Raw genomic sequence first — 21481 nt, forward strand, 5'->3', positions numbered from 1 at the left:
GTGGCCCAGACCGTGCCGAAGATCCTGTCGACCCATCCGCTGCACCCGCGCGCCTCGGCCAAGCTCGCCGGCGCCGGCCAGCTCGTCATCGCATCGGCGCTCGATCCCGCCACCTTGACCCGGGAGGCCAAGGACGCCGACATCGTCATCGTGCGCGCGCCGCTGCCGCCGGCGCTGTTCGAGGGCGCCTGGAAGCTGCGAGCCGCCATCCGCCATGGCGCCGGGCTCGACATGATCCCGATGGAGGCCGCGACTGCCGCCGGCGTGCTGGTGGCCAACGTGCCGGCGGTCAATGCCCGTTCGGTTGCGGAACACGTCATGTTCGCCGCGCTTGCGCTGCTGCGGCAGTTCCGCAGGGTCGACCGCGACCTGCGCGCCAAAGGCTGGCTCGCCGGACGCGAGCACGCCAACGCCAACATCGAACTTGCCGGCAAGACCATCGGCATTGTCGGCCTTGGCGCCGTCGGCCAGGCCGTCGGCCATATCGCGGCGCACGGCTTCGACCTGAAGGTGGTGGCAACGACGCGCAGCATGCAGCCGGCGCCCGAAAAAGTCGGCTTCCTGTCGATCGACGCGCTGGTCGAGCAGAGCGACATCATCGTGCTGTGCTGTCCGCTGACGCCGGAGACGCGTGGCCTGATCAGCCGCGAGCGCATAGCCCGCATGAAACCCAATGCGCTTTTGATCAACGTTTCGCGCGGGCCGGTCGTCGATGACGATGCCCTGATCGAGGCCTTGCGCGAGCGCCGCATCGGCGGCGCGGCGCTCGACGTGTTTTCGACGCAGCCGCTGCCCTCAAATCATCCCTATTTCGGTTTCGACAACGTCATCATCACCCCGCATATGGCAGGCATTACCGAGGAATCGATGATGCGCATGGGCATTGGCGCGGCGGGCGAAGCCTTGCTGGTGCTGGCCGGCAAGCTGCCGGTCAATCTGCGCAATCCGGAAGCGGTCGATCACTATCGGCGGCGGTTTCCGCTCGACCTATAGCAAATCGCGGTTTCGCCCCAATTCTCCGCGACGGTGCGGCCATGTCCGGTCCTCGCTTCGCATTCCTGATTGCCGCAGCCTCTTCCATCTGCGCCCTGCCGGCATTCGCCGCGGCTCAGAGCAGCTATGTCTATTGCGACAATGGGCTACGCTGCTTCAAGGCGCCCTGCCCGTCGAACAGCGCGCTCGATCTTGCCACCGGCAAGATCATCAAGGGTGTGTCGATCGACGCCAGCGGATTGCCGCAGGCCGACAAGGCGATAACGGATCAGTCCGACGTGCTTTACAGCGGGAAGATCGTCGTCAGGGGCTCGATCGAGCAGCGTACCCAGACCATCACCGGTAAGGACTACAGCCTGCCATGGCTGGTCGCGACCCGCATCGTGCGCACCGCCAGGGACAGCGAACGCAAGCACTGTTCATCGCCCTGATCCGCCATTGCGATCGACGAACGGTCAGCCGCCAAGCAGCCTCTCCACTTCAGCGGCAATCCGCAGCAGACGCCGGTCATGGCCGTTGCGCGCGACCAGCATCAGTCCAGCCGGTAACGCCATACCAGGCATCGGCAGGGAGATCGCGCAGAGATCGAACTGATTGGCGACCTGTGTGTTGCGCAGCAGCAGGCCTTCGACGCGGTCGCGCAGTTCGGCGTCCTCGGCCATGGAAACGATGGTCGGCGCCATCACCGGCGTGGTCGGCAGGGCCAGCACATCGACCGATGCCAACCGCTCGTCCATGGCGGCAACGAGCGCGCCACGGCGGCGCAGGACCCTGATATAGACCGGTGCCGGCAGCATCGCCGCCCGCGACAACGGCCCGCTGACATGCGGATCGACCGGCACCGATGCCCCGGTCGCCAGCCAGTCGGCATGCACTTCGGCCCCTTCCATGGCAGCGATCGAACCGCGCTTGGTGGCGGTCCTGAGCTCCGCGATCATGTCGTCGATCACCAGATCGGCCATGTGCGCGCCGGCCTGTTCGATCTTGCCGAGACAATGCTCGAACGCCGCGGTAACTTCACCTTCCGTCTCGTCAAAAAGAACGCCGCGCGGCACACCTACTCGAAGTCCCGCGAGCGATATGGCGGCCAGGTCAATCGGCACCTCACCGGCCATCACCGCGTCTGTGGCGGCACATTGCGCGACTGTTCGGGCAAGCGGCCCGATCGAGTCCAAGGTGCCAGACAGCGGAAAGGCGCCGGTCAGCGGCACGCGCCGCGACGTCGGCTTGAAACCAACGACACCATTGAGCGCCGCCGGAATGCGGATCGACCCGCCGGTGTCGGATCCGATGGAGATATCGCTCGTCCCCTCACCGACGGAAACGCCGGCGCCCGAGGACGAACCACCGGGAATGCGGCTGGCATCGACCGCATTGCCGGGCGTGCCGTAATGCATGTTGTCGCCGATCGCCGTGAACGCGAATTCGGTCATGTTGGTCTTGCCGATGATGACCGCGCCGGCTTGCCGAAGCCGGCTGACGACGGCCGCGTCGCGCACAGCCGGTGCCGAGGTCGTGCGCATCAGCGAGCCGGCTGTGGTTGGTTCGCCTGCAACATCGAACAGATCCTTGATCGAGACGATTGCGCCGTCGAGCGGCCCGAGCGTCACGCCGGCCCGGCCGCGGGCGTCGCTGGCATCGGCCGCGGCCCGCGCGACCTCGACATAGAGCTTGGTGAGGACCTTTTCGTCGGCCGCACGATTGGCAAGACGTGACAGGATGATTTCGAGGCGGTCGCGGATGGATTGCATGTCGATGTCGGACTCCGCCAGGATGCAATGTCTTTTGGGCAAGCGCGGTCGATTGGGCTTGCGGAAGGGATAACCCGGCCAGCGTGCCTTTGCACCTGCCAGCCATAGGAAGATACTGATGCTGTACAAAGGCAGCTGCCACTGCGGCAAGGTCGCCTTCCAATTCAAGGCGGAACTGACGGGCGCCGTGCGGTGCAATTGTTCGATCTGTTCGCGCAAGGGCGCGCTCTTGTGTGCCATCCCGCATGAGAGCCTGACGGTCCTGGCCTGGGGCGATGATCTGGGCACCTATACGTTCGGCAACCACGCCATGGCGCACCGCTTCTGCCGCACCTGCGGCATCCACCCTTTCGCGGAGGACGTCCGTGAAGGTGGTGAACGCAGCGCCTATGTCAACCTCAACTGCGTCGCCGATGTCGACCCATCCACCTTGTCGATCTTCGACTTCGACGGACGCTCGGCGTGAAGCGGTTCCGGGTTGGCTTACCGGTAACCCGTTGCATCGGCGGGTTTGCCGGCGTCCTGAACCTCCGGCACATAGCGCCACGCATCGGGCCGCGAACCGTCGAGATCGGTAAAGCCGTAGACCTGCGCCAACCCGCCGCTGGACAGCGACTGCCCGTTCCAGCGCGAACGGTCCGTGTCCGCCGCCAAGGCGGCAACGGCGCGCCCAACGAAACGCGGCGTCTCCGAAATAATGAAGTGCGGCACCTTCTCCGTGGCATCGCGCCAATTCTCCTCGCGCACCCCAAAGGCCTCCAGCATCATCTCCGACCGCAGCCAGCCGGGCGTCAGAGAGACTGAGGTGGCGCCGTGTTTTGCAAGGTCCTTGGCGTGAGCCCATGCCATCCGGTTCACCGCGACCTTGGCAAGGTCGTAGAAGGGCGACAGGCGGTAATGCTCGGCATTGTATTCGGCCGTGCCGTCGGTGACTTCCACCAGCAGTCCGCCCGGCTCCTCGATCATCAGGGGCAGCGCATGGTGGGCGGTGATCAGATGGGTGTCGATGGCCAGGCGCAGCATGCGCAAGCCATTGTCGAGATTGTGCTCCCAGACCGGCTTGTCCCATTCGAACAGCTTTTCACCGCCCCAGATATCGTTGACCAGTATGTCGAGGCGGCCCTGTTCCTTGCGGATGCGCTCGACCAGCCTGCGCACATCGTCAGCCACGAGGTGATCGACCTGGACGGCGATGCCCTTGCCGCCGTTCGCCGTGACCAGTTCCGCCGTCTCCTCGATTGTTTCGGGCCGGGCGTATTCGGATTGCCGGGCACGCGTGCTCCGCCCGGTGACATAGACCGTGGCGCCGGCGGCACCGAGCTCGACCGCTATGCCGCGCCCGGCACCCCGTGTGCCGCCGGCGACCAGGGCAACTTTTCCTTGCAACATCATTGAACTCTCCCAAGAACGGCATCATCGATGAAATCCGAGCTGGCTTGTGCCGCTCGCATCATATATAAATGATCATTCGGTTATATCAGGATGTCAAGGTGACCCGACCCAAAACACAGCCCGACGAGCAGGTGCTGGAAGCCGCATTGCGATTGATCCACGAGCACGGCCCGGAAGCGCTCACCTTCGAACGCCTGGCAAAAGCTTGCGGTCTCTCGGGCGCGACCCTGGTGCAGCGCTTTGGGAACAAGGCGCGGTTGAAGCAACGCACCTTGCTGCATGCCTGGGATGGTCTTGACGACAAGACCAGGACGCTGGCGGCCGCCGTTCCAAGAACGCCAGCCGGCGCGATCGAATTGCTGGTGGCGCTCTCGCAAGGCTATGGCGGCATCGAATCCTATGCCGAGGGCCTGCTCGTCCTGCGCGAGGATCTGCGTGACCCCCTGCTCAGGACACGCGGTGCGGCCTGGAAGACAGCCCTGTGCAACGCACTCGCGGCTTGCTTTGCCGGAACGCCCAGCCCACCGCAGGACATCGGCCTGCTGATGGCCTCGCATTGGCAGGGATCGTTGCTGTGGTGGAGTTTCGATCCGACGATCGAAGTCGCCGCCTATGTCGAGGACAGTCTCAACCGCTTCGTTGCCGCCATCACGACGGCAGCGGCCCGAAAACCGTGATGGTTCCCGGGCCGCTGGATGGGTCGGAGATGAGAGCCTATTCGGCCTGCTTCGGGCCGCGCAGGAACACAACGATGGCCGCCAGCAGCGTTGCGACGCCGCAATAGGCGAAGGCGCTGGCCACGCCGGCATGGTCGACCAGCAGGCCGCCGAAGACGGCGCCCAGCGCAATCGCCACCTGGAAGGTCGCCACCATCAGGCCGCCGGCGCTTTCGGCCTGGTCGGGCGCTGCCCGCACCAGCCAGCTCTGCAGCCCGACCGGCACCGCGCCGAAGGCAAAGCCCCAGGCAGCAACGGCAGCCGCGGCGATCGTCGGCGAAGCGCCAAGGATCAGCATCGAGCCGGCCGCCAGGGCGATCAGCAGGGGCGCCAGCGCCACGGCTATCTTGAGGTTGCGCTCGGCCAGGAAGCCGCCGGCGATATTGCCGAAGAAACCGCCAATGCCGTAGGCCAGCAGCACCAGCGAGATCGTCTCGATGTCGAGCACCGGCACCTTTTCGAGGAACGGGCGCACATAGGTGAAGCCAGCAAAGTGCCCCGACGCGACCAGCAGCACGACCAGCAGGGCCACCCGGATCGACGGCCGCTCCAGCACGTCGAGCAAGGTGCGGAAGCTCGCGACACCCATCGGCGGCAGCTTCGGAATGGTGGCCAATTGCACCAGCAGCGCGAGGGCACCGACAATGGTCGCGATCATGAACGCCGTGCGCCAGCCCCAGATGTCGCCGACATAGGCGCCAACCGGCGCGGCGGTGACCGTGGCCAGTGAAACGCCGGTCAGGATGATCGACATGGCGCGCGGCATCAGCCGCATCGGCACCAGCCGCAGCGCCATGGCCGCCGACATTGCCCAGAAGCCGCCGAGCGCCACCCCGAGCACGACGCGGGCCAACAGAAGCATGGGCAGTGAAGCGGCAAAGGTGGCGAGAAGGTTGGACAGGATGAGGAACGAGGTCAGCATCCACATCACCAGCCGTCGGTCCATACGCCTTGTGATGATCGCCATGGTGGGCGCGGCAATGGCACCGACGATGGCGGTTGCCGTCACCGCCTGGCCCGCGACACCTTCGGTGACGCCGAGATCGCGCGCCATCGGCGTCAGCAGGCTGGCGGGTAGGAATTCGGCGGTGACGAGACCGAAAACGCCAAGTGCCAGCGAAACCACGGCGCCCCAGGCCGGCTCGGTTCGTTCATCGGCGTCTGCGGGGTTCAGAAGCGCGGCGTCGATGACATCAGTTGCGGGTTCGGCCATGGTCAGTCTCCGATCTGCTTGCAGCGCTACATAGGGAATGACCGCCCGGGGATTCCACCCGTTCCATGCCTTGCCGTCACGGCTTGGCTATGGGGCCGGTCCGCTATTTGTTTGCGGCGCAACATTTGGCTGCAATGCAACATAGGGAGTGACGCCCTGGAGTTTCCATGCTAAAAACCCCATTATGCTTGACCATTCGTCCAAAATTCCAGTCACCGGCGACCCGCTGACGGATATATTGCGCGGCCTGCGCCTCGATGGTGTCGAGTATGGCCGTTGCGAGATGAAAGAGCCTTGGGGTATCCAGTTTCCGGCTCAGCCAGGCGCGCGGTTTCACTTCATCGGCCGCAAGGGCTGCTGGCTGAAGCAGCCCTCCGGCGAATGGGTTGAGCTCAATGCCGGTGACGCGGTGCTGCTGCCGCGCGGCGAGGCCCATGTGCTGGCCAGCGAACCCGGGGCGAAGGCCTGGCCGATCCATGGCTACGAGCTTGAGGAAGTCTGCAAGGACGTCTATTGCACGTCGAACGCGGAGATGTGCGACAAGAATTGCCAGCCGGGAACGCTGCTGTTCTGCGCCGCCATGTACTTCAACCTCGATGGCCTGCATCCGCTGCTCGGCATGATGCCGGACGTGATGCGTTCGCATGAGCTGGAAGCCTATGAGCCGGGCATTCCGCACCTGCTGGAGTCCATGGCGCGCGAAGTGACGATGGAGCGTGTCGGCTCCGGCGGCATCCTGGCGCGGCTGGCCGATGTGCTTGCCGCCACTGTCATCCGCTCATGGGTCGAACGCGGCTGCGGCGACTCCTCCGGCTGGATCGCGGCCGTCAGGGACCGCGACATCGGCCGCGTGCTGGCCGCCATCCATCTTGAACCCGACCATGACTGGACGGTCGAGTCCCTGGCCCGGATGATGGGTGCTTCGCGCTCGGGCTTTGCCGAGCGTTTCGCCACCATCGTCGGCGAGACGCCGGCAAAATATGTCACCCAGGTCAGGATGCATCAGGCGCGGCAGTGGCTGGTCCGCGACCGGATGAAGATATCCGTCGTTGCCGCACGCCTCGGCTATGAATCGGACGCCGCCTTCAGCCGTGCCTTCAAGCGTGTCATCGGTTCGGCGCCCAGCCATCTGCGCGCCGAGGAACAGGCCGACATCCGCCAGGGGTGACGCATCTCGACCGTGACGGGCGGGCGATTCCACGCTAGAACCCTGGCATGGATTTCACGTCGTCCGAGGGTGTATCGCCGGCTTCAGGCGGTCCGCTGACCGATATGCTGCGAGGATTGCGGCTTGATGGCGTCGATTACGGCCGCTGCGAACTTGGCGAGCCTTGGGCGGTGTTCTTTCCAGCCCAGGAGGCGGCACGTTTCCACTTCATTGGCCGGCACGGATGCTGGCTGTTTTCGCCGTCCCGGCAATGGTTGGAGCTGAAAGCCGGCGACGCGCTGCTGTTGCCGCGCGGCGCCGAGCACATCCTTGCCAGCGCGCCGGGCGTCCAAGCCGTGCCGATCGAAAGCTACAGCGTCGAACCCTTGCAGGACAATGTCTACGCCGTCTCGAACGGCGGCCATGGCGCGAAAACCCTGCTGTTCTGCGGCAGCATGCACTTCAATCTGGGCGGATCGCATCCTGTGCTCGCCATGATGCCGGACGTAATGCGCGCCCGCGACTTGATGGCGGACGAGCCGGGCATTCCGCACCTTCTGGAAGCCATGGCCAGCGAAGTGACCGGCAATCGCGCCGGCTCGGGCGGTATGCTGGCGCGGCTGGCCGACGTATTGGCCGCAAGCATTATCCGTTCATGGGTGGAGAACAGCGGCGACGGCGCGACCGGTTGGATCGCGGCGATCAGGGATCGTGACATCGGCCGCGTGCTGGCGGCCATTCATCGCCAGCCCGACCGGAACTGGACCGTCGCAGCCCTCGCCCGCGAAATGGGTGCCTCACGTTCGGCCTTCGCCGAACGGTTCACGGCTATCGTCGGCGAAACACCGGCGAGATATGTCGCCCAGATGCGCATGCACCAGGCGCGACGGTGGCTGATCGAAGACAGGATGCGGGTATCCGTGGTGGCCGCCAGACTGGGCTACGAGTCCGAGGCTTCGTTCAGCCGGGCGTTCAAGCGGATCGTCGGCACGGCGCCCAGCCATTTGCGCACCGTCAACGGTGTCTCCGAGGAACGCTGAGGCCGCACGCACCTTGCCGTGTTGGATTGCTGGATGAATTGCCAAGTCTTCCGGACGCAGTGTCATTGCCGAGCCGGCTGCATGCAATAGCTTGCCGTTGCCAGCAGTGAGCGGGTCGATCCAAGGAGAAAATCCATGCGAAATCATCTGAAGTTCCTGACGCTCGCCACCATGCTGGTCGTCTCAGGCCAGGCATTCGCCCTTGAGGACAGCTATCTTCCGGCCAACAAGATCCCCTATGTCGTCGAGGCGCCGGACCAGCCGCAGCGCCTCGGACCGCTGTGGGGCGAAAGGGCAAAGGGCCCCGCGGGAACGCTGCTGAAAGTGCCAGGCAACTGGCGCGCTCCGGTTCATGCGCACACCGCCGACTATCGCGCGGTGGTCATAAAGGGGCTGTGGGCGCATTGGCAGATGCAAGGCGGCGAGGCGACCAAGGTCGAACTGCCTCCGGGTTCCTACTGGACCCAGAAGGCCAATGAGATGCATGACGACGCTTGCCTGTCCGACACGGAGTGCGTGATCTTGCTGATCAACGACACTCCTTACGAGACTTACTTGGCGAAGTAGCCAGACGCTCTATCCGGCGTGCCGCAAGCTGACACCGCTGCCCTTGTCGAACAGCACTACCTTGTCCGGGTTCCAGGCAAAGCGCACCGGCTGCTCGATGGCGACATCGGTCCTTGCCGGCACCGTGGCGCGCAGTGTCGTGTCGCCGACGCGCAGCGTCAGGATCTTTTCGACGCCATGGTTCTCGACATCATGGACGCGCGCTTCGACCGGCGCGCCGCTCTCGAGATAGACGTCTTCCGGACGGATGCCGAAGACGAGCGGGCGACCGTCGGTCGCCGCGCCCGTCTTTAGCCCCCCAAAAGTCTTGGCTCCCTCTGAAAAGGGCAGTTCGAAATTCAGCGGCGCCATCACCGCGCGGCCGTTCACCAGCTTGCCGTCGATGAGGTTCATCGGCGGCGAGCCGACGAAACTCGCCACATAGGTGTCGCGCGGATTGTTGTAGATCTCGTGCGGCGTGCCGGTCTGCACGATGCGACCGTGGTTAAGAACCCCCACCTTGTCGCCCATCGACATCGCCTCGATCTGGTCGTGCGTGACGAACAGGAAGGTGGCGCCGAGCTGTATCTGCAGGTTCTTGAGTTCCGTGCGCAGCGCCTCGCGCAGCTTGGCATCGAGCGCCGACAGCGGCTCGTCCATCAGGAACACGCGCGGCTTGCGCACGATGGCGCGGCCGATCGAGACGCGCTGCATCTCGCCGCCTGAGAGCCGGTCGGTCTTGCGGTCGAGCAGATGCTCGATGCGCAGCGTACGGGCCGCGCGGTCGACGCGGTCCTTGATCTCGGCATCGGGCAGCCTGCGGATTTTCGGCTTCAGCGGAAACTCGAGATTCTCGCGCACCGTGTAGCGCGGATAGAGCGAGTATTGCTGCAGCACCAGCGCCACGTCGCGCTCGGCCGCACCCCAGTCGGCGACGTCGACGCCGTCGATCAGGACCTGGCCTTCGCTGGGCTTCTCGAGGCCTGCGATCAGCCGCAGCGTCGTCGTCTTGCCGGCGCCCGTTTCGCCCAGCAGCACGAAGAACTCGCCATCGGCGATGTCGAGATCGAGCCCGGTCAACGCCGTATGGTTGCCGAAACTCTTGGAGATGTTCTTGAGCTGGATATGGGCCATCAGAGCCTCACCTCAAGCGACTTGCCGCTTGCCTTGTCGAAGAAATGCGCCTGCGTCGGGTCGATCCGGGCAAAGACCTTCTCACCGGGACCCGAGATGAAGCCGCTCTTGGTGCGGGCCCGCAGCATGTTGGAGCCGACCTTCAGGTCGACGATGTCGAAGGAGCCGAGCGGTTCGACGATCTGCGTCTCGACGGCCATGAAGCCGTCGGCCGCCTCACGGCGAATGAGCACGCCTTCCGGCCGGATTCCGAGCGCCAGCTGACCGCCGGCATGACCGTTGAGCTTCGACAGCAGCGCGCGGGGAAACTCGAAGCTGGTGGTCGCGTCGCCGACCGTCACCGATGCGGACGCGGCATTCTCGGCCACCGCCGCGTCGGCGACATTCATCACAGGGCTGCCGACGAATTGCGCCACGAACAGATTGGCCGGGCGCGAATAGACCTCGTCCGGTGAACCGACCTGCTGCAGCACGCCTTCATGCATGATGACGATGCGGTCGGCGAGGCTCATCGCCTCGATCTGGTCGTGCGTGACATAGATGGTGGTCGAACCCTGCTTGATGTGCAGCCGCTTGATCTCGGCCCGCATCTCCTCGCGCAGCTTGGCATCGAGCGCGCCGATCGGCTCGTCCATCAGCATCGCCTTCGGCCGCCGCACCAGCGCCCGGCCGATGGCGACGCGCTGCATGTCGCCGCCTGACAGCGCCGACGGCTTCTTGCCAAGCAGATCCGTTATCTGCAGCGTCTTGGCGACCGAGCGCACCTCGCTGTCGATCTCCGCCTTGCTCTTGCGCGTGGCGCGCAAGGGGAAGGCGATGTTCTCGTAGACGCTCATATGCGGGTAGAGCGAGAACGACTGGAACACCATGGCGATGTCGCGGTCGGCCGCCTTCAGATGCTGCACCGGCTTGCCGTCGATGAGGATGTCGCCCTCGTCGATCGTTTCCAGCCCGGCGATCGCGCGCAGTGTCGTCGTCTTGCCGCAGCCCGATTGGCCGAGCAGCACAATGAACTCATTGTCTGATATTTTGAGGTTGAGGTCCTTGATGACCTGGACGGCGCCGAAGAATTTCTGGACGCCGCGAAGCTCGATCTGGGTCAATGCTGTGCTCCCGGATTTCGCGCGGCATGACCGGTGCCGGCCTCCTCCTCGGGCGCGATCTTCGAAGTGATGTTGAAGCCGATCAGCCCGATCAGGATGATGGTCAAGCCGTATGTGTGCAGCGCCATGTTCCAGGGCTGGCAGAGTGCCACGATGCCGAGCACCATAAGCACCTGCGAACCGGGCTCCAGATATTTCTGATTGATGGCACGAAAGCTCATTTGCGGATCGCTCCGAAGGACATGCCGCGCAACAGATGATTGCGGAGCAGGAAGGTGAAGATCGCGACCGGCAGCAGGAACAGGAAGGTTCCGGCGGCAATCACCGTCCAGTCGGGCAGGCCGGAGCCCACCTGGCTGGGGATGAAGGGCGGCGCCGTCTGGGCGCGGCGATTGGTCATGATCAGCGCGAAGGCATACTCGTTCCACGCCGTGATGAAGCAGAAAACGGCGGTGGCGGCGATGCCGGTGGCGGCCTCCGGAAGCACGATCTTGAAGAAGGCTTCCATGCGCGTATAGCCGTCGACGAGCGCCGCTTCTTCATATTCCTTCGGGATTTCGTCCATGAAACCCTTCATCAGCCACACCGAGAAGGACAGGTTGAAGGCGGTGTAGAGGATGATCAGGCCGACATGGGTGTCGTTGAGGCCGACCGCCCGGTACATCAGGAACATCGGGATCGCCACCACCACCGGCGGCAGCATGCGCGTCGACAGGATGAAGAAGAGAAGATCCGCCTCTCCCTTCACCTTGAAGCGCGAGAAGCCATAGGCGGTGAATGTGCCCATGCCCACCGCCAGCACCGTGGAGGTGATGGCGATGATCAGCGAGTTCAGGAAGCGGCTCGGATAGCCCGACCACTGCACCTGGCCTTTGCCGTCGCGCACGATCTTCTCGCCGCCATCGAAAACGACGCGCTCCCACCACGGCGCCGCCGCGTATTCTTCCGGCGTCGGCGGGCTGCGCAATTGCGAGCGCTTGGTGAACAGCTTCACAAAAGGCGAAATTTCCGGCTGGAAGACGACCGTCGGCGGGATGGTGGTGGCCAGGTTGCGCGGCTTGAACGCCGTCGAGGCGATCCAGTAGATCGGCGCGAGGAAGATGATCGTCACCAACAGCACGGCGACGATGGCGACGCGGTTGAAGCCTATTTCGGAAGAAGTGCGGACGGCCGCCATCTCAGCGCTCCTTCACCTTGTTGAGGTATTTGACGTAGATGTTGGTGATGGCCAGCACCATGATCAACACGATGTAGGCCATCGCGCAGGACCGCCCGGTCTGCCATTCCTGGAACGCCATCTTGTAGAGCCGGATCGAGATCAGTTCGGCCGTCGGCTGGCTGGTCAGGATGTAGGCGAGGTCGAAGGTCTTGAACGCTTCCATCGTGCGGAAAATGACCGCGATCATCAGGATCGGCGCCACCAGCGGCAGCGTGATGCGGAAGAAGGTATAGAACGGTCCGGCGCGGTCGATCGCGGCGGCCTCGTAAAGATGTTTCGGCACAGCCGAGAGGCCGGCCAGCGACAGCAGCATGACGAAGGGCGACCACATCCAGATGTCGGTAAGCGCCACGGCGTAGAGCGCCATCTTGGGGTCGGCCAGCCACTCGAAATTGCCGAGCCCGAGCGCATAGTTGATGACGCCCCATGACGGGTCGTAGAGCAACTTCCAGAACAGGCCGACAACAGCCATCGACAGCATCATCGGCAGCAGCAGCAGCGTGGTGATAAGGCCCTTGAGCGGGATATCCCTGTTGAGCAGCATCGCCACGCCGAAACCGACAAGCAACTGGCCGGCGACCGAGATGATGACGTATTTCGCGGTGATGGCGAAATTGGACCAGACATAGGGATCGTTGAGCAGGTCGCGATAGTTCTGCAGCCCGACGAAATTCGCCGGCGCGTTGGTCGACGCGCGGAAGTCGGTGAAGGAATAACCAAGCGAGTAGATCAGCGGAAAGATGTTGAAGACGATCAGGAACAGGACCGTCGGAATAATGAAGAGGTTGCGGATCGACATGTCGCTCAGGCCGCGCGCGGCCGCTCGCGAGGACCTCTCCAGTGTTGTGATCATCGTGGTCGCCAAGACCCCTGCTCCCGTTTGCAGAAAAAGAAACGGAGGAGGCACCAACGCCCCCTCCGTGATGCATGGTTGTTACTGAACGCGGCCGTACTTCTTGAACGTCGCGTTCCAGTCGGCGGCCAAGGCGTCCAGCGTTTGCTTGGCGGTGCCTTCGCCGCCGATCATGTAGGGATAGACGCGCTGGTTGAGCTGCTGCAGCAGTTCGGCGTATTCCGGCACGGCCCAGAAATCCTTCACCTTGAACATGGTCTCGTAGAAGGCCTTGTTGTAAGGCGTGGCGCTCTGGAATTCCGGCGACTTGAGCACCGCCGCGCTGCAGGTATAGCCACCAAGTGCCGCCCACTTCTTCTGGGTCTCGTCCTTGATGAACCATTCAAGGAACTTCATCGCCTCTTCCTGCTTCTTCGAGTAGGAAATGACGGAAATGCCCTGACCGCCGAGTGCGGCGAACTGGTCGCCATTCGGTCCCGGCGGGTTGGCGAAGAAGCCGGTGTTCTTGGCGTTCGGGTTCGACGCCTCGTTGATCAGCGAGGGGAAGAACGCGAAGAAGTTCATGCTCATCGCCGCCAGGTTCTCGGTGATCGCCTGGTTGTCTTCGACGAAGAACGATTTGGCCCAGCCGGGAGGCGTGAACTTGTAGAGTTCCTTGTAGGCGTCGAGCGCGGCGACAGCCTTGTCGGAATTGATGTGGCCATCGACCTTGTAGGTCGAATAGTCACCCAACTCGCCGCCATAGGAGAACAGCGCGTTCTCGAAGCCCATCGCCATCGCATCATAGGAATTGTCGGTGTAGATGGCGATGCCGTAGCGCTTCTGGTCGGGCCGATAGAAGAATTCGGCGATGTCGCGCAGCGCCTTGAAATCCTTCGGCACGTCGAGGTCGTAGCCATATTTGGCCTTGAAGGCTTCCTTCTCCTTGGGATCCTCGAACCAGTCCTTGCGGTAGGACCAGCCGACCGCGTCGCCTTCGAGCGGTATGGCCCAGTACTTGCCGCTGTTGCCGGGATACTCGGCGTAGTATTTCACCGTCGCCGGCGCCATGACATTGCCGAGGTCGTGCTTCTTGAAGAAGTCCGTCAGGTCGACATAGTGGCCACCGGTCGAGCCGGCGCCCAGCCACTGCGAGTCGCCAACGACCAGGTCATAGGCGTCGCCATGGGCGTTGAACTCGGTGAAGGCCTTCGTCTGGAAGTCGGACCAGGGTGTGGTCTCGACCGTGATCTTGACGCCGGTCTCCTTCTCGTACTCGTTGCCGAGTTCCTGCAGATAGTTGGCCGGATCCCACTCCGCCCAGAAGATGGTGAGCGACTTTTCCTGCGCGTAAACGGACGTTCCGCAGGCAAGCGTTAAGCCGATACCAGCAAGCACGCTGGTCACTAACTTGCGCATAATGATTTCCTCCCTTGTGCGCATTCTACCCTGTCATGCGAGCCGGCAACGGGGCCGGCTCCGGTAGTTCCTCCCGTGATCGCACCTTTCCGGTTTCGGGCCTCCTCGCCCTGCCGGAAAATGGATCGCAACCCTCACTTTTGACCCACTTTTCTTTTCTAATCTGGTATTACCAATTTTGCATCGACGTCAAGCCCTTTCTTAGGAGACGAGCCCGGCCATTCCGGCGGAATTCAAGCTTTATCTGCCTGTTTTCCAATGTTTTTCCTACTCAATGATACGCTGAGGCGTTGCACCGACCCCCGCGTCCGGGATAATATTGGTAGTCGGCATGCAAATCTGGTCGAACCAGATAGGCCCTACTCCACGGCCAGCCTTGAACAGTCGTCGCCTCCTTCATCGACCGATTCCGCCACCGCCGCGCGCACCAGGGCGCCCGCCGCCCATTGCGCGACAGACCGCGTCCCGCGGCTGTCCAGGCCCCATATATCCTTGAGCACGATCAGCACCTCGACACCGAAGATCAGCGACAGCGCCTGCGCCAGGCGCTTGAAGTCGCGCGGCGGCAAATGGCCCTTGAGCGGCGCGATCGCCTGCTGCAGCAAATCGACGCGATGACCGCGCGTGAAGGCCGGCTCACCGCCCAGCGTGCCGGCCTGTCGGCGCGCCCATTGATCGAGCGACAGCTTCAGCGCCGCCTTGAAGGTCGCCTCAAAAGCCTCGATGCGCGGCATGGCCGTGTCGAACAGATCCGCGACCCGGCGCTCGGCGTCCGCCGAGGTCGGTTGCCAGGTCAGGATCGGACCAAGCCCCTCGTCGACGACAGCCTGCACCAATGCCGCCTGGCTCGGGAAATAGCGATAGGCCGTGGCGCGCGAAACTTCGGCCGCCTCCGCCACCTCGCTGACCGACGGCGTGACGCCCGCCTGCATCAGCCGTGTCGCCGTCTCCAGCATCAGCCGTTTCGTGCGCGCCCGGGGTCCACGCTCGGCGGCCTGGGCGCTTCCCCGCTCGGTGTCGCCGCTTGCAGTGGATCGTTGACGTGAGACATCCATGTCAATATGATACGCCCGTCTCAAAAATTTGCAATAACCTTGGAAGGCGCCAATGAAGCGCATCTATGTGGTCGGCACCGCGGACACCAAGGGTGAGGAGTTCGCCTTCCTGGCCGATGCGATTGCCGCGACGGGCGCCAATGTCTGCCGCGTCGATGTCGGAACGCGCGACGCAACGGTCGCGGTCGATATTGCGGCGAAGGAAATTGCCGGCCACCATCCGCGCGGCCACTCAGCCGTGCTCGGCGGCGATGACCGTGGCGCCGCGGTCGCCGGCATGGGCGTCGCCTTCACCCGCTTCATTCAGTCGCGAAACGACATATCAGCTGTGATCGGCATTGGCGGCGGCGGCGGCACGTCGATCATCACATCGGGCATGCGCGCTTTGCCGCTCGGCCTGCCGAAAATCATGGTCTCGACGCTCGCCTCGGGCGACACGGCTCCCTATGTCGATGTCTCCGACATCATCATGATGCCGTCGGTGACCGACATGGCCGGGCTGAACCGGCTCTCCCGCGTCGTGCTGCACAATGCCGCGCAGGCGATAGCGGGCATGGCGGCAAGCCCGGCGCCGCCGCCCGACGGCAAGCCGTCGATCGGGTTGACCATGTTCGGCGTCACCACGCCTTGCGTCACAGCCATCGCCGACCAGCTTCGCACCGCGTATGACTGCATGGTCTTTCACGCCACCGGCACCGGCGGCCGTAGCATGGAAAAGCTGGCGGACAGCGGCCTGCTGTCCGGCGTCATCGACATCACCACGACAGAGGTCTGCGACATGTTGTTCGGCGGCGTGCTGCCGGCAACGGAAGATCGCTTCGGCGCGATCGCCCGCGGCAAGCTGCCCTATGTCGGCTCGGTCGGCGCGCTCGACATGGTCAATTTCTGGGCGCCTTCGACCATTCCGGAGCGCTATCGCGGACGGCTGTTCTACGAGCACAATCCCAATGTCACGCTGATGCGTACGACGGCGCAGGAATGCCGCGCGATTGGCGAATGGATCGGCGCCAAGCTCGCCCTTTGCGACGGGCCGGTGCATTTTCTCATTCCGGAAAAGGGCGTCTCGGCGCTCGACATGGAGGGTGGCGCCTTCTTCGATCCGCAGGCCGACGCCGTCCTGTTCGAAGCCATCGAGCGCACCATCAGGCCGAATGCCAATCGTCGTGTCACGCGCCTGCCGCTGCACATCAACGACCCTGAATTCGCCAAGGCCGCGGTTGCGGCTTTTCTCGACATCGCCAGGCTCTGAGGTCCAAAAACATGCCCGCTATACCGCGCAAGGACATACTGAAGAAATTCAGGGGAATGATCGACAAGGGTGTGCCGATCGTCGGCGGTGGCGCCGGCACCGGCCTGTCGGCCAAGGCCGAGGAGGCCGGCGGCATCGATCTGATCATCATCTACAATTCCGGCCGCTATCGCATGGCCGGGCGCGGCTCGGCCGCCGGCCTGCTCGCCTATGGCAATGCCAACGAGATCGTCAAGGAAATGGCCTATGAGGTGCTGCCTGTGGTCAGGCACACGCCGGTGCTTGCCGGCGTCAACGGCACCGACCCCTTCGTCATCATGCCGCTGCTTCTGGCCGAGCTGAAGACGATGGGCTTTTCCGGCGTGCAGAATTTTCCCACCATCGGCCTGTTCGACGGCAGCATGCGACAGAGTTTCGAGGAAACCGGCATGGGCTTCGGGCTCGAGGTCGACATGATCGCCGAAGCGCACAAGCTCGACCTGCTCACGACGCCCTATGTCTTCAACCCCGACGAAGCCCGCGCCATGACCAAAGCCGGCGCCGACATCGTCGTCGCCCATATGGGCGTGACGACAGGCGGCTCGATCGGCGCCACCTCGGCCAAGTCGCTCGACGACTGCGCTGTCGAGATCGACGCCATAGCCAACGCCGCCCGCTCGGTGCGCAAGGACGTCATCCTGCTGTGCCATGGCGGGCCGATCTCGATGCCGGACGACGCCCGTTACATTCTCGACCGCTGTAAAGGGCTGCACGGTTTCTATGGCGCGAGCTCCATGGAGCGGCTGCCGGCGGAAGCGGCGATCGCCAGGCAGACGGCCGATTTCAAGGCGGTGACGCTCGGTGGTGAGAAGACCAAGCCAAAGAAAAAGAAGGGATGAGACCATGACCGACAAGAGCAAGGTGTTTGTCTATCCGAAGGACGTAAGCGCCTTCGGTTTCGATTGGGGCAGACTGGCTCTGACAGTCGCGCCTGAAGTGAATGGCGCCGAGCGCTTTTCCGGCGGCGTCGTCGATCTCCCCTCCGGCCAGGGCCACACCCGCCACAACCATCCGGGCGCCGAGGAAATCATCTTCGTCATCTCCGGTCATGGCGAACAGATGGTCGAGGACGAGCAAGGCAATCCGGTGGTCGCGAAGGTCGGCCCCGGCTGCACCATCTATGTGCCGGAGAGCCGCTTCCATTCAACGCTCAATACGGGCGATGGGCCGATGCAGCTTTTCGTTGTCTATTCGCCAGCTGGGCCTGAACTGGTGTTGCGTGAACTGCCGGATTTCAGGCTGATTCCGGCGGGCGGGAAATAGTTTTTCTCGGGCAGCCGCCCCTCATTGTCCTGCCGGACATTTCTCCCCGTAGAACGGGGAGAAGGTGCCGGCGGGCGGATGAGGGGCGGCGCCGGCTTTGGCCCTTATAAGGTCCCGCCCCTGTTCCACCCGCGCCCGCGATCGCCGAACATCACATAGCCGCTCTCCGTCACCGCAAGCGTGTCCTCCAGCTTGATGAACCCGCGCGTCGGGTGGAGCATGGTCGTCTCGACCGACAACACCATGTTCTTTTCCAGCGGTTTCGCCGCATAGGTGCCTTCATAGGCGACCGGATGGTTGGTCATCAGGAACGGCGCCTCATGCGTGATCAGGCCCATGCCATGCGCGAAGAAATCCGTATAGGGCGCCACCTTGGATTTCTTTAGAACGCCTTCGGCGTAAGAAATCATGTCGCCGCCCAGCGTGCCCGCCGTGACCTTTGAGAACGCCGCCTGCTGCACCGTTTCGACCTCGGCCAGCAGATCCTCAAGTTCGGCGTCGGGCTCACCCAGAATGCCCATCCGGCAGAGGTCGCCGATATAGCCGTGATAGTTGCCGCCGGAATCGATCGACAGCACCTCGCCCTTCTTCCACGCTTGCGGCGAGGCGGCGCGGTTGTGGCTGGAGCCCAGCGTCAGCAGGCAATATTCGAAATGCGCGCCACGATTGGTCTCCTCGCGCCGCAGCTGCTCGATTATCTCCGCCTTGGTCGTGCCTTCGCGCGCCCAGGCGATGGTTGCCAGCATGGAATCGGTGATCAGCTCGGAGGCGATGCGCAGCTTCTCCAGCTCCGCGTCGGTCTTGATGGCGCGCATGCGCTCCAGCATATCGGTCGCGTCGATCAGTTTCGCTTCCGGCAATGCCTTGCGGATCAGCGTGTAGGCGTCCGACGGCAGGAAGCCCGGTTCGATGCCGATGCGCGCGCCCGCTCTGCCGATCTTTTGCAGATGTTCGACGGCAAGGTTGGCGGCATCGAGCGTGCCCCAGCAGGCGGCATGCAGCGTCGGCGTCCAGAACGGGTTGTTCTGGTGCTCGCCGCCTTCCATGCGGTTGCCGATATAGGCCGCGTGGTCCGGTCCACCTTTCTCGTAGACGACGATCGGCAGGTAGCGGCTGTGGCCGATCGCATCCATGGCGGCGAAGAAGATGAATTTGTAGCCGCCCAGCAGATACTGCGTGTTGTGCTTGGAGGTCGCGAGCAGCACATCGATGCCGGCCTCCTCCATCAGTTGGTCGACCCTTGCCTGGTCGAACGGAATATTGCTGACGGCATTCTTGCCCGGCGCAATGTTCATCTCTCTCTCTCCCTGATTTTGCCTGGGATCGACGCTGTTCCGCTCCCGATCCCCTGGCTGTGGATCAAATCTGCACCATTTTGCCCGTTCTGGTCTAGCCAGAAATATGCCAGCGGCGCAGCCAAACGGTCACCAAGTCGTCATCTGTCGCATATCCGCCAAATCTGGTCCTACCAGATAGATCAAATTGAACCCGTTCTCTTGAACTGGTCCAGCGGACGAAAATTTCAAAGCCAAGCAAGGATGCGCCAATTCCGTCTCTGGCGAAACCCATGACAAGGCCCATAATCGCTCTCGCAAGGATGCCGATGCCGGCATCCGAGGGGTGTTGTCGCGCCGATCGGGTCGCGCAGAGGACGGAGTTCGATCATGCCAGGTTTCACGATTTCGAGACGCAAGATGCTTGCCGGCTCGGCGATGCTGCTGGCCTCCACGGCCATGCCGGCATTGGGCTGGGCGCAGGCGCCTAAGAAGGGCGGCCGGCTGGTGCTCGCCGCCGACTCCGAGCCACGCAACCTCAACCCGGCGATCGTCGCCTCCAACGGCGTCTTCTTCATCTCCAGCAAGATCGTCGAGACGCTGGCCGAAGCCTCCTTCGACGGCAAGGACGGGCTTGCGCCACGCCTGGCACTGAGCTGGGAAGGTGCCGCCGACGGCTTGTCGGCGACGTTCAAGCTGCGCGACGGCGTCAAATGGCATGACGGCAAGCCGTTCACCTCTGCCGATGTCGCCTTCTCGGCGCTGCAGATATGGAAGCCGCTGCAAAATCTCGGCCGCACCGTGTTCAAGGATCTGGCCAGCGTCGAGACGCCCGACGATCTCACCGCAGTATTCAAATTCGCCAAGCCGACGCCGTTCCAGCTGATCCGCAACGCGCTGCCGGCGCTGTCGAGCGTGGTGCCGAAGCACGTCTACGAGGTCGGCAAGATCGAGGACAACCCGGCCAACACCGCGCCGATCGGCACCGGCCCATTCAAGTTCGGCGAGTACAAGGCCGGCCAGTATTACCGGCTGACCAGGAACACCGACTATTGGGGCAAGGACGAACCCTATCTCGACGAGATCATCTACCAGGTGCTGCCCGACCGCACGTCCGCGGCAAGCGCGCTGGAAGCCGAGGAAATTCAGCTCGCCGCCTTCTCCGCCGTGCCGCTGGCCGACCTCGACCGCATCTCCAAGGTGCCGGGCCTGAAGGTGATCACCAAGGGCTATGAGGGGCTGACCTATCAGCTCGTCGTCGAGATCAACCATCGCCGCAAGGAACTGGCCGATGTGAAAGTGCGCCAGGCGATCGCGCACGCCATCGACAAGGACTTCGTCGTCAAGACGGTGTTCCTCGGCTATGCCGCGACGGCCACCGGACCGGTGCCGAAGAACGACCCGCAATTCTACACCGGCGATGTCCCGACCTATGCCTTCGACGTCGCCAAGGCCAACGCGCTGCTCGACGAGGCCGGCTACAAGAAGGGCGCTGACGGCAACCGCTTTTCGCTCAAACTCTTGCCGGCGCCCTATTTCAACGAGACCAAGCAGTTCGGCGACTATCTGCGCCAGGCGCTCGCGGCCATTGGCATCGACGCGCAACTCGTCAACAACGACTCGGCCGCGCATATCAAGGCCGTCTACACCGACCACGCCTTCGACCTCGCCGTCGGCCCGCCGGTGTTCCGCGGCGACCCGGCGATCTCGACCACCATCCTGGTGCAGAGCGGCATTCCCGACGGCGTGCCGTTCTCCAACCAGGGCGGCTACAAGAACGACGCGCTCGATGCGCTGATCGCCAAGGCCTCCGAGACGCTCGACACGACGGCCCGCACCGATCTCTACAAGGAGTTCCAGAAAGAGGTGGCCGCCGACCTGCCGCTGATCAACGTCGCCGAATGGAGTTTCATCAGCGTCGCCCGTGACACCGTGGGCAATATCGCCAACAATCCGCGTTGGGCGGTCTCGAACTGGGCGGACACGTATCTGGCAGGTTGACCTCCAGACTTGCGCATCGCGAATCCGGGTGCTCAGCTTCGAGAATGAGAGTTCCCTTGCGCCTCCCTCGGTCGTGTTGGACAACGCCCGCCTCA

The 21481-nt window shown here is 63.5% G+C and carries 22 protein-coding genes; 11 read left to right on the top strand and 11 right to left on the bottom strand.

Translation table 11 applies throughout. The features are described from left to right. Positions 1–993, top strand: a complete 993-nt coding sequence (locus QQK95_RS29740; RefSeq protein WP_409371717.1) for a hydroxyacid dehydrogenase — start codon at positions 1–3, stop codon at positions 991–993. Positions 994–1034: 41 nt separating this feature from the next. Then, a complete protein-coding gene (locus tag QQK95_RS29745) occupies positions 1035–1424 on the top strand; it encodes a hypothetical protein (RefSeq protein WP_284277977.1) in 390 nt (129 codons plus the stop codon). 24 nt (positions 1425–1448) lie between these two features. On the opposite strand, the gene QQK95_RS29750 is transcribed toward QQK95_RS29745, so the two are convergent. Continuing rightward, entirely contained in the window at positions 1449–2744 is a 1296-nt protein-coding gene (locus QQK95_RS29750) for an amidase (protein WP_284277978.1), read from the bottom strand. A 118-nt stretch (positions 2745–2862) separates the two neighbouring features. Between QQK95_RS29750 and QQK95_RS29755 the strand changes: the two genes are divergently transcribed. Continuing rightward, on the top strand, positions 2863–3210 hold the full coding sequence (locus QQK95_RS29755; protein ID WP_284277979.1) for a GFA family protein: 348 nt from the start codon (positions 2863–2865) through the stop codon (positions 3208–3210). 17 nt (positions 3211–3227) lie between these two features. Here the strand turns inward: QQK95_RS29755 and QQK95_RS29760 are convergent, their stop codons facing one another. Next, positions 3228–4136: an SDR family oxidoreductase gene (locus QQK95_RS29760; protein WP_284277980.1), complete on the bottom strand. Its 909-nt coding sequence runs from the start codon at positions 4134–4136 to the stop codon at positions 3228–3230. 98 nt (positions 4137–4234) lie between these two features. Here QQK95_RS29760 and QQK95_RS29765 point away from each other — a divergent pair, with 98 nt between their 5' ends. Beyond that, positions 4235–4813 carry a TetR/AcrR family transcriptional regulator gene (locus tag QQK95_RS29765; protein WP_284277981.1) on the top strand — a complete coding sequence of 193 codons (579 nt, stop codon included), beginning with the start codon at positions 4235–4237 and terminating at the stop codon, positions 4811–4813. 37 nt (positions 4814–4850) lie between these two features. Here the strand turns inward: QQK95_RS29765 and QQK95_RS29770 are convergent, their stop codons facing one another. Then, the gene (locus QQK95_RS29770) at positions 4851–6065 is read right to left on the bottom strand and encodes an MFS transporter (RefSeq protein ID WP_284277982.1); all 1215 of its coding nucleotides are present in this window, start codon (positions 6063–6065) and stop codon (positions 4851–4853) included. 184 nt (positions 6066–6249) lie between these two features. Between QQK95_RS29770 and QQK95_RS29775 the strand changes: the two genes are divergently transcribed. From QQK95_RS29775 to QQK95_RS29785, 3 genes are all read left to right on the top strand, one after another. Beyond that, positions 6250–7233 carry an AraC family transcriptional regulator gene (locus tag QQK95_RS29775; RefSeq protein WP_284277983.1) on the top strand — a complete coding sequence of 328 codons (984 nt, stop codon included), beginning with the start codon at positions 6250–6252 and terminating at the stop codon, positions 7231–7233. A 47-nt stretch (positions 7234–7280) separates the two neighbouring features. After that, positions 7281–8252, top strand: coding sequence for an AraC family transcriptional regulator (locus tag QQK95_RS29780; protein ID WP_284277985.1), 972 nt, complete (start codon positions 7281–7283; stop codon positions 8250–8252). Positions 8253–8387: 135 nt separating this feature from the next. After that, the gene (locus tag QQK95_RS29785; RefSeq protein ID WP_284277988.1) at positions 8388–8819 is read left to right on the top strand and encodes a DUF4437 domain-containing protein; all 432 of its coding nucleotides are present in this window, start codon (positions 8388–8390) and stop codon (positions 8817–8819) included. 9 nt (positions 8820–8828) lie between these two features. On the opposite strand, the gene QQK95_RS29790 is transcribed toward QQK95_RS29785, so the two are convergent. The 7 genes from QQK95_RS29790 to QQK95_RS29820 all read right to left on the bottom strand — a co-directional run bounded on the left by QQK95_RS29790 (position 8829) and on the right by QQK95_RS29820 (position 15560). Then, on the bottom strand, positions 8829–9932 hold the full coding sequence (locus QQK95_RS29790; protein WP_284277989.1) for an ABC transporter ATP-binding protein: 1104 nt from the start codon (positions 9930–9932) through the stop codon (positions 8829–8831). Beyond that, positions 9932–11035: an ABC transporter ATP-binding protein gene (locus QQK95_RS29795; RefSeq protein WP_284277990.1), complete on the bottom strand. Its 1104-nt coding sequence runs from the start codon at positions 11033–11035 to the stop codon at positions 9932–9934. The genes QQK95_RS29790 and QQK95_RS29795 overlap by 1 nt, the downstream gene beginning before the upstream one ends. After that, on the bottom strand, positions 11032–11256 hold the full coding sequence (locus QQK95_RS29800; RefSeq protein ID WP_284277991.1) for a hypothetical protein: 225 nt from the start codon (positions 11254–11256) through the stop codon (positions 11032–11034). The genes QQK95_RS29795 and QQK95_RS29800 overlap by 4 nt, the downstream gene beginning before the upstream one ends. Next, positions 11253–12212, bottom strand: a complete 960-nt coding sequence (locus QQK95_RS29805) for a carbohydrate ABC transporter permease (RefSeq protein WP_013892904.1) — start codon at positions 12210–12212, stop codon at positions 11253–11255. The genes QQK95_RS29800 and QQK95_RS29805 overlap by 4 nt, the downstream gene beginning before the upstream one ends. 1 nt (position 12213) lies before the next feature. Beyond that, positions 12214–13119: a carbohydrate ABC transporter permease gene (locus QQK95_RS29810; RefSeq protein ID WP_284277993.1), complete on the bottom strand. Its 906-nt coding sequence runs from the start codon at positions 13117–13119 to the stop codon at positions 12214–12216. Between the two features lie 69 nt (positions 13120–13188). Then, positions 13189–14505 (bottom strand): ABC transporter substrate-binding protein, encoded by a 1317-nt coding sequence (locus QQK95_RS29815; RefSeq protein WP_284277994.1) that lies wholly within the window; start codon positions 14503–14505, stop codon positions 13189–13191. A 359-nt stretch (positions 14506–14864) separates the two neighbouring features. Then, entirely contained in the window at positions 14865–15560 is a 696-nt protein-coding gene (locus QQK95_RS29820; RefSeq protein ID WP_284277995.1) for a TetR/AcrR family transcriptional regulator, read from the bottom strand. Between the two features lie 52 nt (positions 15561–15612). Here QQK95_RS29820 and QQK95_RS29825 point away from each other — a divergent pair, with 52 nt between their 5' ends. From QQK95_RS29825 to QQK95_RS29835, 3 genes are read left to right on the top strand one after another with little or no spacing between them, the layout of a single operon-like run. Further along, on the top strand, positions 15613–16809 hold the full coding sequence (locus QQK95_RS29825; protein ID WP_284277996.1) for a Tm-1-like ATP-binding domain-containing protein: 1197 nt from the start codon (positions 15613–15615) through the stop codon (positions 16807–16809). Between the two features lie 11 nt (positions 16810–16820). Next, the gene (locus QQK95_RS29830) at positions 16821–17687 is read left to right on the top strand and encodes a phosphoenolpyruvate hydrolase family protein (RefSeq protein WP_284277997.1); all 867 of its coding nucleotides are present in this window, start codon (positions 16821–16823) and stop codon (positions 17685–17687) included. Positions 17688–17691: 4 nt separating this feature from the next. Continuing rightward, positions 17692–18111, top strand: a complete 420-nt coding sequence (locus tag QQK95_RS29835) for a cupin domain-containing protein (protein ID WP_284277998.1) — start codon at positions 17692–17694, stop codon at positions 18109–18111. A gap of 104 nt (positions 18112–18215) precedes the next feature. On the opposite strand, the gene QQK95_RS29840 is transcribed toward QQK95_RS29835, so the two are convergent. After that, entirely contained in the window at positions 18216–19406 is a 1191-nt protein-coding gene (locus tag QQK95_RS29840; protein WP_284277999.1) for a M24 family metallopeptidase, read from the bottom strand. Positions 19407–19775: 369 nt separating this feature from the next. Between QQK95_RS29840 and QQK95_RS29845 the strand changes: the two genes are divergently transcribed. Then, complete coding sequence (locus QQK95_RS29845) at positions 19776–21386, top strand: ABC transporter substrate-binding protein (protein ID WP_284278000.1); 1611 nt, start codon at positions 19776–19778, stop codon at positions 21384–21386. Positions 21387–21481 lie beyond the last annotated feature (95 nt).

It is taken from the genome of Mesorhizobium huakuii, assembly GCF_030160235.1.
Lineage (GTDB): Bacteria > Pseudomonadota > Alphaproteobacteria > Rhizobiales > Rhizobiaceae > Mesorhizobium > Mesorhizobium huakuii.